Annotated in this window: 18 protein-coding genes; 4 read left to right on the top strand and 14 right to left on the bottom strand. The window is 70.3% G+C overall.

Annotated features, from left to right (window positions below; translation table 11 throughout):
* Nucleotides 1–59: 59 nt before the first annotated feature.
* The 4 genes from M4D82_RS14565 to M4D82_RS14580 all read right to left on the bottom strand — a co-directional run bounded on the left by M4D82_RS14565 (nt 60) and on the right by M4D82_RS14580 (nt 2,695).
* Nucleotides 60–329, bottom strand: a complete 270-nt coding sequence (locus M4D82_RS14565) for a DUF4229 domain-containing protein (RefSeq protein ID WP_502989067.1) — start codon at nt 327–329, stop codon at nt 60–62.
* A gap of 145 nt (nt 330–474) precedes the next feature.
* Nucleotides 475–999: a GNAT family N-acetyltransferase gene (locus M4D82_RS14570; RefSeq protein ID WP_249766460.1), complete on the bottom strand. Its 525-nt coding sequence runs from the start codon at nt 997–999 to the stop codon at nt 475–477.
* 14 nt (nt 1,000–1,013) lie between these two features.
* On the bottom strand, nt 1,014–2,177 hold the full coding sequence (gene mqnE, locus M4D82_RS14575; RefSeq protein ID WP_249766461.1) for an aminofutalosine synthase MqnE: 1,164 nt from the start codon (nt 2,175–2,177) through the stop codon (nt 1,014–1,016).
* Nucleotides 2,178–2,239: 62 nt separating this feature from the next.
* Complete coding sequence (locus M4D82_RS14580) at nt 2,240–2,695, bottom strand: Lrp/AsnC family transcriptional regulator (RefSeq protein ID WP_249766462.1); 456 nt, start codon at nt 2,693–2,695, stop codon at nt 2,240–2,242.
* A 122-nt stretch (nt 2,696–2,817) separates the two neighbouring features.
* Here M4D82_RS14580 and M4D82_RS34070 point away from each other — a divergent pair, with 122 nt between their 5' ends.
* A complete protein-coding gene (locus tag M4D82_RS34070; RefSeq protein ID WP_266947896.1) occupies nt 2,818–2,952 on the top strand; it encodes a hypothetical protein in 135 nt (44 codons plus the stop codon).
* Here the strand turns inward: M4D82_RS34070 and M4D82_RS14585 are convergent, their stop codons facing one another.
* Nucleotides 2,953–3,621: a UbiX family flavin prenyltransferase gene (locus M4D82_RS14585; protein WP_249766463.1), complete on the bottom strand. Its 669-nt coding sequence runs from the start codon at nt 3,619–3,621 to the stop codon at nt 2,953–2,955.
* Nucleotides 3,622–3,722: 101 nt separating this feature from the next.
* On the opposite strand from M4D82_RS14585, the gene M4D82_RS14590 reads away from it, so the two are divergent.
* Entirely contained in the window at nt 3,723–4,340 is a 618-nt protein-coding gene (locus tag M4D82_RS14590; RefSeq protein WP_249766464.1) for a rhomboid family intramembrane serine protease, read from the top strand.
* Here the strand turns inward: M4D82_RS14590 and mqnP are convergent.
* Genes mqnP through M4D82_RS14605 form a run of 3 tightly spaced genes read right to left on the bottom strand, consistent with a single transcriptional unit; the run spans nt 4,337 to nt 7,220 of the window.
* Nucleotides 4,337–5,263: a menaquinone biosynthesis prenyltransferase MqnP gene (gene mqnP, locus M4D82_RS14595; RefSeq protein ID WP_249766465.1), complete on the bottom strand. Its 927-nt coding sequence runs from the start codon at nt 5,261–5,263 to the stop codon at nt 4,337–4,339. The two genes, M4D82_RS14590 and mqnP, sit on opposite strands and share 4 nt — an antisense overlap.
* Nucleotides 5,260–5,766, bottom strand: a complete 507-nt coding sequence (locus tag M4D82_RS14600) for a hypothetical protein (protein ID WP_249766466.1) — start codon at nt 5,764–5,766, stop codon at nt 5,260–5,262. The genes mqnP and M4D82_RS14600 overlap by 4 nt, the downstream gene beginning before the upstream one ends.
* On the bottom strand, nt 5,763–7,220 hold the full coding sequence (locus M4D82_RS14605; protein ID WP_249766467.1) for a menaquinone biosynthesis decarboxylase: 1,458 nt from the start codon (nt 7,218–7,220) through the stop codon (nt 5,763–5,765). Before M4D82_RS14605 ends, M4D82_RS14600 begins: the two co-directional genes overlap by 4 nt.
* A gap of 89 nt (nt 7,221–7,309) precedes the next feature.
* Between M4D82_RS14605 and M4D82_RS14610 the strand changes: the two genes are divergently transcribed.
* Nucleotides 7,310–7,702: a PLD nuclease N-terminal domain-containing protein gene (locus M4D82_RS14610; RefSeq protein ID WP_249766468.1), complete on the top strand. Its 393-nt coding sequence runs from the start codon at nt 7,310–7,312 to the stop codon at nt 7,700–7,702.
* 30 nt (nt 7,703–7,732) lie between these two features.
* On the opposite strand, the gene M4D82_RS14615 is transcribed toward M4D82_RS14610, so the two are convergent.
* Nucleotides 7,733–8,098, bottom strand: coding sequence for a cupin domain-containing protein (locus M4D82_RS14615; protein ID WP_249766469.1), 366 nt, complete (start codon nt 8,096–8,098; stop codon nt 7,733–7,735).
* 192 nt (nt 8,099–8,290) lie between these two features.
* Here M4D82_RS14615 and M4D82_RS14620 point away from each other — a divergent pair, with 192 nt between their 5' ends.
* Nucleotides 8,291–8,692, top strand: coding sequence for a MarR family winged helix-turn-helix transcriptional regulator (locus M4D82_RS14620; RefSeq protein ID WP_249771810.1), 402 nt, complete (start codon nt 8,291–8,293; stop codon nt 8,690–8,692).
* A gap of 43 nt (nt 8,693–8,735) precedes the next feature.
* Here the strand turns inward: M4D82_RS14620 and M4D82_RS14625 are convergent, their stop codons facing one another.
* Genes M4D82_RS14625 through M4D82_RS14645 form a run of 5 tightly spaced genes read right to left on the bottom strand, consistent with a single transcriptional unit; the run spans nt 8,736 to nt 13,540 of the window.
* A complete protein-coding gene (locus M4D82_RS14625; protein WP_249766470.1) occupies nt 8,736–9,248 on the bottom strand; it encodes an SRPBCC domain-containing protein in 513 nt (170 codons plus the stop codon).
* A gap of 25 nt (nt 9,249–9,273) precedes the next feature.
* The gene (gene ccsB / locus M4D82_RS14630; RefSeq protein ID WP_249766471.1) at nt 9,274–10,359 is read right to left on the bottom strand and encodes a c-type cytochrome biogenesis protein CcsB; all 1,086 of its coding nucleotides are present in this window, start codon (nt 10,357–10,359) and stop codon (nt 9,274–9,276) included.
* Entirely contained in the window at nt 10,356–12,107 is a 1,752-nt protein-coding gene (gene resB / locus M4D82_RS14635; protein WP_249766472.1) for a cytochrome c biogenesis protein ResB, read from the bottom strand. Before resB ends, ccsB begins: the two co-directional genes overlap by 4 nt.
* 13 nt (nt 12,108–12,120) lie before the next feature.
* Nucleotides 12,121–12,903 (bottom strand): cytochrome c biogenesis CcdA family protein, encoded by a 783-nt coding sequence (locus M4D82_RS14640; RefSeq protein WP_249766473.1) that lies wholly within the window; start codon nt 12,901–12,903, stop codon nt 12,121–12,123.
* 4 nt (nt 12,904–12,907) lie between these two features.
* Complete coding sequence (locus M4D82_RS14645) at nt 12,908–13,540, bottom strand: TlpA family protein disulfide reductase (protein WP_249766474.1); 633 nt, start codon at nt 13,538–13,540, stop codon at nt 12,908–12,910.
* Nucleotides 13,541–13,565: the final 25 nt, after the last annotated feature.

Genomic DNA, 13,565 nt, shown 5'->3' on the forward strand with positions numbered 1-13,565 from the left:
GGGCTCTTCGGTGTGTGAGGAAGCTAACCGGGCGCGTGAAGCCACCCGGCACCCTCCGGTCAGGCCACGCGGGCGGCGTCGTCCGCCGCGTCCTCCTGGGTGCGGTTCGCGGCGAGCTTCTGCTTCGCGCCGGCCACGCGTCCGGAGATCTGCTCGGACATCGCGTCGCGCTGCTTGCGCAGCAGCACGAAGGAGAGCGGCGCGGAGATCACGAGGGCGAGCAGCACGACCCAGGCGGGGTTGGCGTCGCCGAGGCCGGCGGGCACCCACCCCAGGTTGACCAGGACGGCGACGAGAACCAGGCACCCGACGAAGATGCCCAGGCGCATCGCGGTGTAGCGGATCGTCGCGCTCGTCTTGAGGGACACGGTGACCCCTTCTCTCTCGTCGTTTACCAGTCCGGCGTCGTTTACCAGTCCGGCGTCGTGCCCGTCCAGTGAAGCACGCCGGCCCCCCGCTCCGGCCCGCCGGGGGTCAGTGCAGGGGCAGCAGCATCGTGATGTCGTCCCGGTCCTCGCCGGGCGCCACCCGAATGGCGTCGGGCACCCGGCCCACCTCCTTGTAGCCGCAGGCGGCGTAGAAGTGCTCCAGCCCGAGCCCGCCCCGGCAGCTGAGCCGGATCGCTTCGATGCCGTCCAGCGAGCGGGCCGCGTCGGCGAGGGCCGCCATCAGCTCGCGCCCGGCGCCGCGCCCCTGGAGGGCGGGGTCGACCATGACGGTGTACGCCCATACCCAGTGCGTCATCAGGCGGTGGGTGTTGAGCGCGAGGAAGGCGACGGCGCCCACGTTCCCCGCCTCGTCCCGCCCGACGAGCAGCCGGTGGCGCCCTTCGGCGAGCGCGACGAGGTGCTTCACCAGCTCGGGCCGGACGTCGTCGCGCGTCACCGGCGGAACGAAGCCGACGGCGCCGCCCGCGTTGGTGACGTCGACCCACAGGTCCGCGATGCCGTCGCGCAGCGCCGGGTCGACCACCGGGTCGAAGGTGAAGGTGAGCGCCATTCCCGTCACTCTCGTCAGACCCGCATCGCCTGCGGGGTCTCGCGCAGCGAGGCGTCCGGGCCGGGGTACTCGCGGATGACCTCGTAGCGCGTGTTGCGCTCGACCGGGCGGAAGCCCGCCTCGCGGATCAGGTCGAGCAGGTCCTCGCGGCCCAGCTTGTTCGGGGTGCCGTAGTTGTCGGCGTCGTGCGTGATCTTGTACTCGACCACCGAGCCGTCCATGTCGTCCGCGCCGTGCTGGAGCGCGAGCTGGGCGGTCTGGACGCCGTGCATGACCCAGAAGACCTTGACGTGCGGCACGTTGTCGAAGAGCAGGCGCGAGACCGCGAAGGTCTTCAGCGCCTCGGCGCCGGTGGCCATCGTCGTGCGCGCCTGGAGCTTGTTGCGGATCTTGCCGTCCTGCATGTCCACGAAGTCGTGCTGGTAGCGCAGCGGGATGAAGACCTGGAAGCCGCCGGTCTCGTCCTGGAGCTCGCGCAGCCGCAGCACGTGGTCCACGCGGTGGCGCGGCTCCTCGATGTGCCCGTAGAGCATCGTGCTCGGGGTCTTGAGGCCCTTCTCGTGCGCGAGGCGGTGGATGCGCGACCAGTCTTCCCAGTGGGTGCGGTGGTCGACGATGTGCTGGCGGACCTCCCAGTCGAAGATCTCCGCGCCGCCGCCGGTGAGCGATTCGAGGCCGGCCTCGATCAGCTCGTCCAGGATCTCGGACGCCGAGAGACCGGAGATCGTCTCGAAGTGGTGGATCTCGGTCGCGGTGAACGCCTTCAGCGAGACGTTCGGCAGCGCTTCCTTCAGGGCGGACAGCGAGCGCGGGTAGTACCGCCACGGCAGGGTGGGGTGCAGGCCGTTGACGATGTGCAGCTCGGTGAGGTTCTCGTTCTCCATGGCCTTGGCCAGGCGGACGGCTTCCTCGATGCGCATCGTGTACGCGTCCTTCTCGCCCGGCTTGCGCTGGAACGAGCAGTACGCGCAGGAGGCGGTGCACACGTTCGTCATGTTGAGGTGGCGGTTGACGTTGAAGTGGACGACGTCGCCGTTCTTGCGCGTGCGCACCTCGTGGGCGAGACCGCCCAGCCATGCCAGGTCGTCCGACTCGTAGAGGGCGATGCCGTCCTCACGGGTCAGCCGCTCGCCGGAGCGAACCTTCTCCTCCAGCTCACGCTTGAGCCCAGCGTCCATGCCGGTGTCTCCTCTGTCGCCTCTGTGTCCCGACCTGTGTGCAACCGCCACCCACCGTACTCTCAGGCCTCGCCGGGAAGTTCCCCGACCCGGTTCTCCCACTTCGTGGAGAGCACGATGGTGGTGCGGGTGCGGGAGACGCCCTTGGTGCCCGACAGCTTGCGGATGATCTTCTCCAGGCCGTCGACGTCGCCGGCGCGCACCTTGAGCATGTACGAGTCGTCGCCCGCGATGAACCAGCAGTCCTCGATCTCGGCGAGGTCGCGCAGTCGGCGCGCCACGTCCTCGTGGTCGGCGGCGTCGGAGAGGGAGATGCCGATGAGCGCGGTGACCCCCATGCCGAGCGAGGCCGAGTCCACGGTCGCGCGGTAGCCGGTGATCACGCCCGCCGTCTCCAGGCGGTTGATGCGGTCGGTGACGCTGGGGCCGGAGAGGCCCACGAGACGGCCCAGCTCCGCGTACGAGGCACGACCGTTCTCGCGAAGTGCCTGGATGAGCTGCCTGTCCACCGTGTCCATTACGTGGAGCCTTCCATTATTCGGCGTTCCTGCAAGTTTAGGTATAGAATCTAAGGCACACAGGGGTCAACACCCTGTGAATCTTTCAACAGATCAATGACGATCTTCAGGAGTGGTTCACCGTGTACACGATCGAGATGGCCTACGCGCACATGCGACAGCTCCAGGAGCTGGCCAACCGATCCCGCACCGACCAGCCCAGCGCCGCCCACCGCGTCGACAAGACCCGCAAGCCGCGCAGCGCGAAGAAGCGCTAGTCACGAGGGGCGGGCGCTGCCAAGCTCCCCCTCCCAACGGCGGTACAGCCGGTGCGGCACTCCTGCCGCGTCGAGCACCCGCCCCGCGACGAAGTCCACCAGGTCCTGGATGTGCGTCGCGCCCGCGTAGAACGCCGGGGAGGCGGGCAGCACGACCGCGCCCGCCTCGTCCAGCGCCACCAGGGCCTTGAGCGTCTGACCGCTCAGCGGGGTCTCCCGCACACACACCACCAGCCGGCGCCGTTCCTTGAGCGTCACGCTCGCCACCCGCTGGAGCAGGTCCTTCGACAGTCCGAGCGCCACACCGGCCACGCAGGCCGTGGAGGCGGGGACGATCAGCATCCCCTTCACCGGGTACGAACCCGAACTCGGCCCGGCGGCCAGATCCCCGGCCGCCCAATGGCGTACGTCCCCCAGATCGGGCACCTCGAAGGTCCCCGGCTTGCCGTCGGCGCCCCGGCCCAGCCACTCGGCCAGATCCGTACGCCAGTGCGCGTCGCGGAACGCGATGCCCGTCTCGTCCAGCAGAGTGAGCCGCGAGGCCCGACTCACCACGAGGTCGACGCTCTCACCGGCCGCGAGCAGCCCGCGGACCACCGCCGCCGCGTACGGCGTCCCGGACGCCCCGGAAACCCCGACCACCCACGGGGTGCGCTTGCGCTCAGTCATACCTCCGAGACTATCCGGCCACCCCGGGCGGGCACTCGTCAAGGTGTGCCGTACGTTCCCTGACGGGAAGCACGTACGACACACCCCGGGGGAGGCAGCACATGCGTACGACGATGGCGGTACCGGAATGGAGCCGCACGGGTCGCGCCAAGGCGGCGGCGGCTCTGATGCCGGCCTGGGTCGCCCTGCTGTGGCTGATAGAAGCCGTCGACTACGCCGCCGGGCACGCGCTGGACGCGTACGGGATCCTGCCCCGCGATCCCGACCATCTGATCGGGATCGTCGCGCACCCCTGGCTGCACTTCGGCTTCGAGCACGTGGCCTCCAACAGCGTCCCGCTGCTGGTCTTCGGCTTCATGGCCGCGCTCGGCGGGATACGCCGCTTCCTCGCGGTGTCCGCCATCGTCTCGATCGCGGTCGGCGTGGGCGCCTGGCTCGTGGCACCGTCGCACACCGTCGGCGCCGGGGCCTCCGGCCTGGTGTACGGCCTGTTCGGGTACGTGGTGGTGCGCGGGTTCGTGGAGCGCAAGCCGCTCTTCGCGTTGGCCGGGCTGACGACCGCCGCCGTCTGGGGCAGCACCGCCCTCTTCGGCGTCCTGCCCACCGATTCCGGCGTCGGCTGGTACGCCCACCTGATCGGCCTCGTGGCCGGCGTGGTGACGGCCCTGTACTTCCGCCGCCCCGCCCGCCGACCGGCCGTCGTCGAGCCGGCCGTCTAGACGGTGAGGCCCCGCACCACCAGGTCCAGCAGCGCGCACGCGAACAGCGCGATGCCGATGAAGCCGTTGACCGTGAAGAAGGCCCGGTTCAGGCGGGACAGGTCGTGCGGCTTGACGATGGTGTGCTCGTAGAGGAACGCCCCCACGACGACCAGCAGGCCGAACCAGAACAGCACCCCGGCGCCGGTCGCGACGCCGTACCAGGCCAGCAGGCCGGTCGTGACGACGTGCGCCCCGCGCGCCCCCCACAGGGCCGCCGGGATCCCGAAGCGGGCCGGGACCGAGCGGACGCCCTCCGCGCGGTCGGCCGCCACGTCCTGGCAGGCGAAGATCAGGTCGAAGCCGCCGATCCACACGCCCACCGCGAGCCCGAGGATCACCGCGTCCCACGACCACTCACCGGTGACCGCCAGCCACGCCCCGATGGGCCCGATCGCCTGGGCCAGGCCCAGGATGGCGTGCGGGAAGTCCGTGAACCGCTTGCCGTACGGGTAGACCACCATCGGCACGACGGCGACCGGCGCCAGCATCAGACACAGCGGGTTCAGCAGCGCGGCCGAGCCGAGGAAGACCACCAGCGCGATCCCCGCGCCGGTCCACGCGGAACGCACCGACACCGCGCCGGTGACCAGTTCGCGCCCGGCGGTGCGGGGGTTGCGGGAGTCGATCTCCCGGTCGATGATCCGGTTCGCGGCCATCGCGAAGGTCCGCAGGCCCACCATGCAGACGGTGACGAGCAGCAGCTCGCCCCAGTGCATCCGCCCGTCCAGCTGGAACATGGCGGTGAGCGCGGCGATGTAGGCGAAGGGCAGCGCGAAGACCGAGTGCTCGATCATCACGAGCCGCAGGAACGCCTTCACCTTGCCGCTCGCCTGCGGCGCGGCGGGACCGGATCCGAGGACTCCCTCGGCTGCCGAAGTCATCCGAGGGACCTCCGGAACTGTTCGATCTCGGCCCGCAGGTCCGTGCCGGACGACGAGCCGATCTCCACCTCCAGCAGGGGCGTCCCCTCGGAGGGCGGCGGGACCACGGCGGCGAGGAAGGAGAAGCGGCCCTCGCCGGCGGGGCGGACGGTCAGGCGCAGCACGTCGTGCGCGGCCACGGTGAGGGTCACGGTGGACTCGGCGTCGGGGTCGGCGAGCGCGGCCAGCAGCCGGTCGGCGAACGCGGCGGCTTCGGCGTCGGACAGGTCGTCGAGGGCGATCTCGCGGCCCTCGCCGTCGGTCCGGTCGGCGATCAGCTGCCACAGGTCGGAGGGGCCGGCGAACTCCTCGGGCGTCACACCCGCGTGCTCGGCGGCCTCCCGGACCGCCGGCTGCTTCGGGTCGATCTCGGGGCGCACCAGCGCCACGCAAGGGGTGTCGGTTCCGATGAAGAGGGCGGGACCGCCCACGGCGATCTGGCTCTGGTTCTGGTTCTGGCTCACAGTCCGTATTCCTTCCAGCGGCGGTCCACCAGGGCCGCCGTCGCGGGGTCGGACTCCACCATGTCGGGCCAGCCGCCGTCGCGGGTGTAACCCTCCTCCGGCAGTTTCCTCGTGGCGTCGATGCCCGCCTTGCCGCCCCAGAACTGCTGGTACGAGGCGTGGTCGAGGTGGTCCACCGGCCCCTCCACCACCGTCAGGTCGCGGGAGTAGTCGGTGTTGCCGAGCGCCCGCCAGGACACCTCGTGCAGGTCGTGGACGTCGCAGTCCTTGTCCACCACGATGATCAGCTTGGTCAGCGACATCATGTGGGCGCCCCAGATGGCGTGCATGACCTTCTGCGCGTGCTTGGGGTACTTCTTGTCGATCGAGACGATCGCGCAGTTGTGGAAGCCGCCCGACTCGGGCAGGTGGTAGTCCACGATGTCCGGGACGATGATCTTCAGGAGCGGCAGGAAGAAGCGTTCCGTCGCGCGACCCAGCGGGCCGTCCTCCGTCGGCGGCCGGCCGACGACGATCGACTGGAGCAGCGGGCGCTTGCGCATCGTCACGCAGTCGATCTTCAGCGCGGGGAAGGGTTCCTGCGGGGTGTAGAAGCCGGTGTGGTCGCCGAAGGGGCCCTCGGGGAGCATCTCGCCCGGCTCCAGCCAGCCTTCGATGACGACCTCGGCGTTGGCCGGGACCTGGAGCGGGACCGTCTTGCAGTCGACCATCTCGATGCGCTTGCCCGCGACGAACCCGGCGAACAGGTACTCGTCGATGTCGCCCGGCAGCGGCGCGGTGGACGCGTAGGTGACGGCCGGCGGGCAGCCGAAGGCGATCGCGACCGGCAGCCGCTCGCCGCGCGCGGCGGCGACGGCGTAGTGGTTGCGGCTGTCCTTGTGGATCTGCCAGTGCATGCCGATGGTGCGCTTGTCGTGGCGCTGGAGGCGGTAGAGGCCGAGGTTGCGCACGCCGGTCTCGGGGTGCTTGGTGTGCGTGAGGCCGAGGTTGAAGAAGTCGCCGCCGTCCTTGGGCCAGGTGAACAGCGCCGGCAGCCGGTCCAGGTCGACGTCGTCGCCGGTGAGCACGACCTCCTGGACGGGCGCGGACTCGCCCTTCACCTTCTTCGGCGGCACGTGCACCATCGAGCCGAGCTTGCCGAAGGCCTCGCGGACGCCGATGAAGCCCTGGGGCAGTTCGGGCTTCAGCAGCCCGCCGATCTTGTCGCTGATCTCGCCGTAGGACTTCAGGCCGAGGGCCTTGAGGAGGCGGCGGTCGGTCCCGAAGACGTTCATGGCGAGCGGCATCGCCGAGCCCTTGACGTTCTCGAAGAGGAGCGCGGGACCCCCCGCCTTGTTCACTCTGTCGACGATCTCCCCGACCTCCAGGTACGGGTCGACTTCGGCCTTGATGCGCTTGAGGTCGCCCTCCCGCTCCAGAGCCCGGAGCAGCGAGCGGAGATCGTCGTAAGCCATGGGGCCCAGTATCCGTCACCAACTACCCTGGGGATGTCACCGGGCCCCGCGCGGGCCCGCCGCCACTGCCGGGGAGTCGGTCCCACACCGTGCTGCGCTATCTGCCGTTCCTGCTTCTCCTCGCACTGACCATCTACGCCTTCATCGACTGCCTGAACACGCCCGAGGAGGAGGTCAAGCACCTCCCGAAGGGCGTCTGGGTGCTGATCATCCTGCTCTTCTCGATCGTCGGCCCGGTGGTCTGGCTGTCCGCCGGCAAGCAGCGGACGCAGGTCGGCGGCGGGAGCCGGGGCGTCGGCGGGGGTCGTGCGCGGCGCGGTCAGTGGGTGGCGCCGGACGACAACCCAGAGTTCCTGAAGTCCCTTGACCAGGACCAGGACAAGGGCGACGGCAAGGGAAAGGGCAACGGGAACGGCAACGGGAACGGGAACGGCTCCGACGAGCCCGACAAGGGCGAGCCGGGCAAGGGCGACCAGGCCTGACCCGCCCCGCCCCCCGCCACCCCGGGACGGCTACCGCGCCCAGGGGAGTTCGCGGGTGCCCTCGGTGCCGGGGACCGAGACGACGCCGTCGGCGCGCATGACGACGTACGCCTCGAAGTGCTCGGGCGCGTGGATGCGCCGGACGACGTCCGGGGGCAGCACCAGGGTCTGACCGGTGGTCACCTTCTCGGTGCGGCCGTCGCAGGTGACCTCCAGGGAGCCTGCGGTGAGCAGCCAGACCTGTTCGCGGTTGACGCGGTGTTCGGGGCCGGTGGCGCCGGCGGCCATGTCGACGTGCCAGGTGCTCAGCTCGGAGCTGCCCCGGCTGGGGGCGGCGAGGCCGGTCATGGTGGCGTTCGGGGAAACGGTGACGTTGTCGGGGGAAACGCTGATCACGTGCAAGGCGGGTCCTCGTCTGTTCGGCGTCGGTGAGAGCACGGCCGCAGCAAGTAAAGCGGCTTTACTCAAGACCGCGAGTAAAGCAGCTTTACTCGCCTGTGTCACCATGTTTGCGTGACCTCACCCACGCAAGACGCGGCGGATCCCGGCATCGAGCTGACCTTCCTCCTCGGGATCGGCTTCCAGCTGATGCTCGGCGAGTTCTCCCGACGCCTCGCCGACGCCGGGTACGCCGACCTGCGCCCCCTGCACGGCATGGCCTTCCAGGCCCTCAAGGGCCCCGGCGCCACCGCCACCGAGCTGGCCGAACGGCTGGGGGTGACCAAGCAGGCCGCCGGGCAGCTCGTCGACGACCTGGAGCGGCGCGGCTACGTCCGCCGCGAGCCGCACCCCGACGGCGGGCGGCGCAAGCTGGTGGTGCTGACCGCCGCCGCGACCGACCACCTCGCCACCGCCGGACGCGTCCTGCACGCACTGGAGGCCGAGATCGGCGCGCACGCCGACCTCAGGACCCTGCGCGTCGAACTGGGCCGCGCGATCCGGGCGCTGAACGGGGACGGGGAGCTGCCGCCACTGCGGCCGGTGTGGTGAAACCCGGTGTGGTGAAACCCGGTGTGGTGAAACGCCGGAACGCCTACGTCCTGGAGAAGGACGCGTAGGAGGCCCGCAGCTCGGCCCGGCGGCCGGCGGGCGGGAGGGGATGGCCCGTCAGGACGGCTTCCAGCCGTTCGAAGCGCTCGTGCCAGTCGGCCAGGCAATCGAGGCGCTCCTCGTCGGAGCCGCCGCGTTCGTTCAGGAAGCGGATCACCGTCGAGTCGGTGCCGACGGGTTCCAGGTGGAAGCGGATGCGCCCCTGCCAGGCGCCGGGCTCGTCGTCCGCGCGGAGGGTGTACTCGGCGACCCGTTCGACGTCCCAGGCCGTGATCCGGCCGGACGAGGCGGCCCGGCTCCCTGGGCGGCGCAGGGTGACGGCCCCGCCGAGCCTGCGCTCGGGCACCTCGGCCTCGGCCAGCCAGCCGCGCAGCCCGTCCGCCGTGGTGAGGGCGGGCCACAGGGCCTCGTAGGCGTACGGCAGGTGCACCTCGAAGCGGACGTCCCAGCGGCCGGGGCCGTGCGGGGTGCTGGTGGCATGGCTCACGGGAGACATACCACCAGCGTGCCACCGTCGGGGGTCAGACGCCCGCGTACGAGTGCTTGCCGCTGAGCAGGATGTTCACGCCGTAGTAGTTCCAGATCCAGCAGGCGAACGCGAAGAGCGCGAGGTAGGCGGCCTTGCGGCCCTTCCAGCCGGCGGTGGCGCGCGCGTGCAGGTAGCAGGCGTAGGCCACCCAGGTCACGAAGGACCAGACCTCCTTGGGGTCCCAGCCCCAGTAGCGGCCCCAGGCGTCGCCCGCCCAGATGGCGCCGGCGACGATGGTGAAGGTCCACAGCGGGAAGACGGCCGCGTTGATCCGGTACGAGAACTTGTCGAGCGAGGCGGCGGAGGGCAGCCGCTCCATCACCGAGGTGCGGAAACGTCCCGGCGTACGGCCGGCCTCCAGGTGGCTCTCGTAGCCGTCGCGGAAGAGGTACAGCACCGCGCCGGCCGCGCCGATGTAGAAGACGGCTCCGCAGAAGATGGCGGTGGAGACGTGGATCCACAGCCAGTACGAGTGCAGGGCCGGGACCAGCTGGTCGCTCTCGGTGTACAGCCAGGTGGTGGCGATGCCGAGGTCCAGCAGGACGGTCGTGACCAGGATCAGTCCGAGCCAGCGGACGTTCTTCTTCAGGGCCAGGAGCAGCAGGTAGGCGCCGACGGCGACCGTGGAGAAGGTCACCGAGAACTCGTACATGTTGCCCCAGGGGGCCCGTTCCACCGACATCGCGCGGGTGACGACGCCGCCCGCCTCGATGAGGAAGCCGAGGACGGTCAGCGAGACCGCGATGCGCCCGTAGAGGTCGCCCTTCTCGGTGCCGCCGGCCGCGCCGGGGCCGTCCGGCACGTCACGGGTGCCGGCGGCGGAACGGGTGACGACCTTCGGCCTGTCGAGGACGGCCGTCCCCCCGCCCTTCGTGCGCACCTGCACGGCGGGGGCGTCCGCCTTGGTCCGGTCGGCCGTCAGCGCGGCGGCCGTACGGCCCACCTTGCTGCGGCTGCCGAAGACCCACTCGGTGATGTGCGCGAGGAAGGCGAGCGTGTAGACCGCCATCGACGCGTAGACCAGCTTGTTGCTGAGCTCGGCCAGACTCTCGTTGGCCGCGGCCGCGAGCAGCGTCATCCGCGCTCTCCTTCTCGGTTCGCCGGGACTTCTTCATCGGGTACGTCGGATTCGTCAGGTGCGTCGGGGTTCGTGGATGCGGCGGGCGGCGACGGCGCCCGCTCGTACAGGGCGCCGGACAGCACCGACAGCTCCTCGGGCAGCTTCGCGGACTCGCTGCGGCCCAGGCCGGCCATCTCGACGACCGTCACGCCGTCCTCGCCGCGCACCGCGCGGACCCAGACGCGGCGGCGCTGGATGAACAGGGAGGCGGCCAGGCCGCCGATGGCGACGATGGCACCGGCCAGCGCCAGGCCGTTGCCGGGCTGCTGGGTGATCGAGAACGTCGCCCAGCGCTCGATGCCCTCGAACTTGACGGTGCCCTCACCGCCGGGCAGCTCCATCGTCTCGCCGGGCAGCATGCGCTTCTTGAACAGCTGCCCGTCGGCGTCCTTGAACTCCTGCAGCTTGGAGGTGTTCAGCCGGTACACGTTCTGCGGCAGGCCGGAGTCGACGCCGAGGCTGCCGTGGTAGGCGCTGAGCGCGAGGACGGGGAAGTCCAGGGCCGGGAACTGCGAGAGCATCGTGCCCTGGCCCGCGCCCGCGAACGTCGGCACGAACATGGCGTTGAAGCCGAGCTGTTCCTTGTCGCCGTTCTTGTTGCGGTAGCCGTCGGTGACCTTGACGGCGCCGGAGGAGCTGAGGTTGGCGTCGAAGGGCAGCATCGGCACGGCGTCCTTGTAGATCACCTTGCCGGTGGGGTCGGTCACCGAGATGATCGGCGCGTAGCCGTGGCCCAGCAGGTAGACCTTGGAGCCGTCGATCTCCAGCGGCTTGTTGACCTCGATCTCGGCCTTCCGCGGCTCCCCGTGCGCGCCCTCGCTGTAGGTGACGTACGCCTTGAAGTCGCGCGGGGTGCCCTTCTGCGGGCCGCTCTTCTCGAAGGTCGCGTCGAACCGGTCGAGGGTGAAGGAGAACGGCGGCAGGTCGTCGGAGGAGAAGAGGCTGCCGGACTTGAAGTCGTCGTACTGGGTCAGCGTGTTGGCGAAGCCCTTGCCGCGCAGGACGAGCTTGCCGCCCTCGGACTTGAAGAGCTGCCCGCACGCGAACGCCACCAGCATCACGATCAGGGCGATGTGGAAGGCCAGGTTCCCGGCCTCGCGCAGGTAGCCCTTCTCGGCGGCGACGGCGTTCCCGCGCGTCTGCGTCCGGAAGCGGCGCCCGCCGAGCACGGCCTTCGCCGAGGCGAGGACCTCCTCGGGATCCTTCTCCGTACGCCACGTCGCGTACGCCGGCAGCCGGTCGAGGCGGCGGGGGGCGCCCGGCGGGCGGCCCGTGAGCTGCCCGACGAACTGCCAGGTGCGCGGGACGATGCAGCCGATGAGCGACACGAACAGCAGGATGTAGATCGCGGAGAACCACACCGAGCTGTAGACGTCGAAGAGCTGGAGCTTCTCGGCGGCCGGCACCCAGAACTCGTGCTGCTTCTTCCAGTCCGACACCTTCAGCGCGTCGACCTGCGTCTGCGGGATGAGGGAGCCGGGGATGGAGCCGAGGGAGAGCAGGAACAGCAGGATCAGCGCCACCCGCATGGAGGTGAGCTGCCGCCAGAACCAGCGGGCCCAGCCGATCACGCCGATGCCGACGGGCGCGGCGGGGCCGTCCTCGACGGGGGCCGTGGAGAGCTGCGCGCCGGCCGCGGCGTCGGCGTCCGCCTCGGCGGTGGAGGTGTGCGGCGCCTCGGGGGACGCCTTGTCGGTCGTACTCATGTCCGTGTAGTCCTCAGATCCCCACCGTGAAGCCGTTGGTCCAGCCCTGCATCTCGCCCACGATGCTGTCCCACGTTCCTGTGACGAGCAGCAGACCGGTCACGATCAGCATGCCGCCGCCGATGCGCATCACCCACGCATAGTGCTTCTTCACCCAGCCGAAAGCGCCGAGCGCCTTGCGGAAGGCGATCGCGGCGAGGATGAAGGGCAGGCCCAGGCCGAAGCAGTAGACGACCATGAGCAGCGCGCCGCGCGCGGCGCTGGCGTCGTCGAGGGAGATCGCGAGCGTGTTCACGGCGGCGAGGGTCGGGCCCATGCAGGGGGTCCAGCCGATGCCGAAGAGCACGCCGAGCACGGGCGCGCCGAGCAGGCCCGCCGTCGGCTTCCGGTGGAAGCGGAACTCGCGCATCGTCAGTCCCGGGATCGCTCCCATGAAGAAGAGGCCGAGGAGGATCACCAGGCCGCCCAGGACCCGTGTGATGACGTCCTTGTTCTCGCCCTGGAAGACGTCGCCGAACTGGCCGAAGAGCGCGCCGGTCGAGACGAAGACGGCGGTGAAGCCGAGGATGAACAGGCCCGCACCGGCCGCCATCCGGCCGCGCCTGGCCTCGGCGAGGTCGGCGCCGCCTATGCCGGTCACGTAGGACAGGTAGCCGGGGACCAGGGGCAGCACGCAGGGGGAGAAGAAGGAGACCAGACCCGCGAGGAGCGCGATCGGCAGGGCCAGCAGCAGTCCCCCGCTCAGCACGGTCGTGTTCACACCGGTCTCGGCGGCGAGGAGGAGGTGGGGGTCCACGAGGTCACTGCTCCGCGAGGAGCGGGTCGATCATCGAGCGCAGCTGCTCCTCGTTGACCGCGACCAGGGTGCGGGCGGCGATCTTGCCCTCCTTGTCGAGGACGATCGTGGAGGGGATGGACTGCGCGTTCAGGGTGCCCTTGGGGAAGCGGAGCATCAGCTTGCCGTCGGGGTCGTAGAGGCTCGGGTAGGTGATCCCGAAGTTCGCCTCGAAGGAGGCGGCGTTCTGCTTGCTGTTGTCGCGGGTGTTGATGCCGACGAAGGCGACGTCCTTGCCGGCGTCGGCGAGCTCCTTGGAGACCTTCGCGAAGTACGGGGCCTCGGCGCGGCACGGCGGGCACCAGGAGCCCCAGACGTTGAGGACGACGACCTTGCCCTTGAGGGTGGTCGTGTCGAGCGTCTTGCCGTCGACGGTCTCGCCGTCGAGCTTGGGGGCTTCCGCGCGGTCGCCCTTCGCGACGGTGGAGATGCCGCTGGGGCCGGTCACGTAGCCGCCGGCGGAGCCGGACGGTTTGCTGCCGCTGCCCGAATCGCCGCACGCCGTAAGGGTCAGGGCGCTCGCGAGGGTCACCGCGGTCAGCAGGGTGGCGCGGCCGCTGGTCGAGCGGCGGCGTCGGGGGGCGCGGCTAAGGCTCATGTGAAAAGTTTCGCATGAGCGATTT

It is taken from the genome of Streptomyces sp. RerS4 (genome assembly GCF_023515955.1).
Taxonomy (GTDB): domain Bacteria; phylum Actinomycetota; class Actinomycetes; order Streptomycetales; family Streptomycetaceae; genus Streptomyces.

Coding starts and splice junctions, on each gene's coding strand:
- resB (WP_249766472.1), bottom strand. CDS start 12,107: ATGAGTACGACCGACAAGGCGTCCCCCGAGGCGCCGCACACCTCCACC.
- M4D82_RS14580 (WP_249766462.1), bottom strand. CDS start 2,695: ATGGACACGGTGGACAGGCAGCTCATCCAGGCACTTCGCGAGAACGGT.
- ccsB (WP_249766471.1), bottom strand. CDS start 10,359: ATGACGCTGCTCGCGGCCGCGGCCAACGAGAGTCTGGCCGAGCTCAGC.
- M4D82_RS14625 (WP_249766470.1), bottom strand. CDS start 9,248: ATGTCTCCCGTGAGCCATGCCACCAGCACCCCGCACGGCCCCGGCCGC.
- mqnP (WP_249766465.1), bottom strand. CDS start 5,263: ATGACTTCGGCAGCCGAGGGAGTCCTCGGATCCGGTCCCGCCGCGCCG.
- M4D82_RS14590 (WP_249766464.1), top strand. CDS start 3,723: ATGCGTACGACGATGGCGGTACCGGAATGGAGCCGCACGGGTCGCGCC.
- M4D82_RS14585 (WP_249766463.1), bottom strand. CDS start 3,621: ATGACTGAGCGCAAGCGCACCCCGTGGGTGGTCGGGGTTTCCGGGGCG.
- M4D82_RS14605 (WP_249766467.1), bottom strand. CDS start 7,220: ATGGCTTACGACGATCTCCGCTCGCTGCTCCGGGCTCTGGAGCGGGAG.
- M4D82_RS14620 (WP_249771810.1), top strand. CDS start 8,291: ATGCTCGGCGAGTTCTCCCGACGCCTCGCCGACGCCGGGTACGCCGAC.
- M4D82_RS14645 (WP_249766474.1), bottom strand. CDS start 13,540: ATGAGCCTTAGCCGCGCCCCCCGACGCCGCCGCTCGACCAGCGGCCGC.
- M4D82_RS14565 (WP_502989067.1), bottom strand. CDS start 329: ATGCGCCTGGGCATCTTCGTCGGGTGCCTGGTTCTCGTCGCCGTCCTG.
- M4D82_RS14570 (WP_249766460.1), bottom strand. CDS start 999: ATGGCGCTCACCTTCACCTTCGACCCGGTGGTCGACCCGGCGCTGCGC.
- mqnE (WP_249766461.1), bottom strand. CDS start 2,177: ATGGACGCTGGGCTCAAGCGTGAGCTGGAGGAGAAGGTTCGCTCCGGC.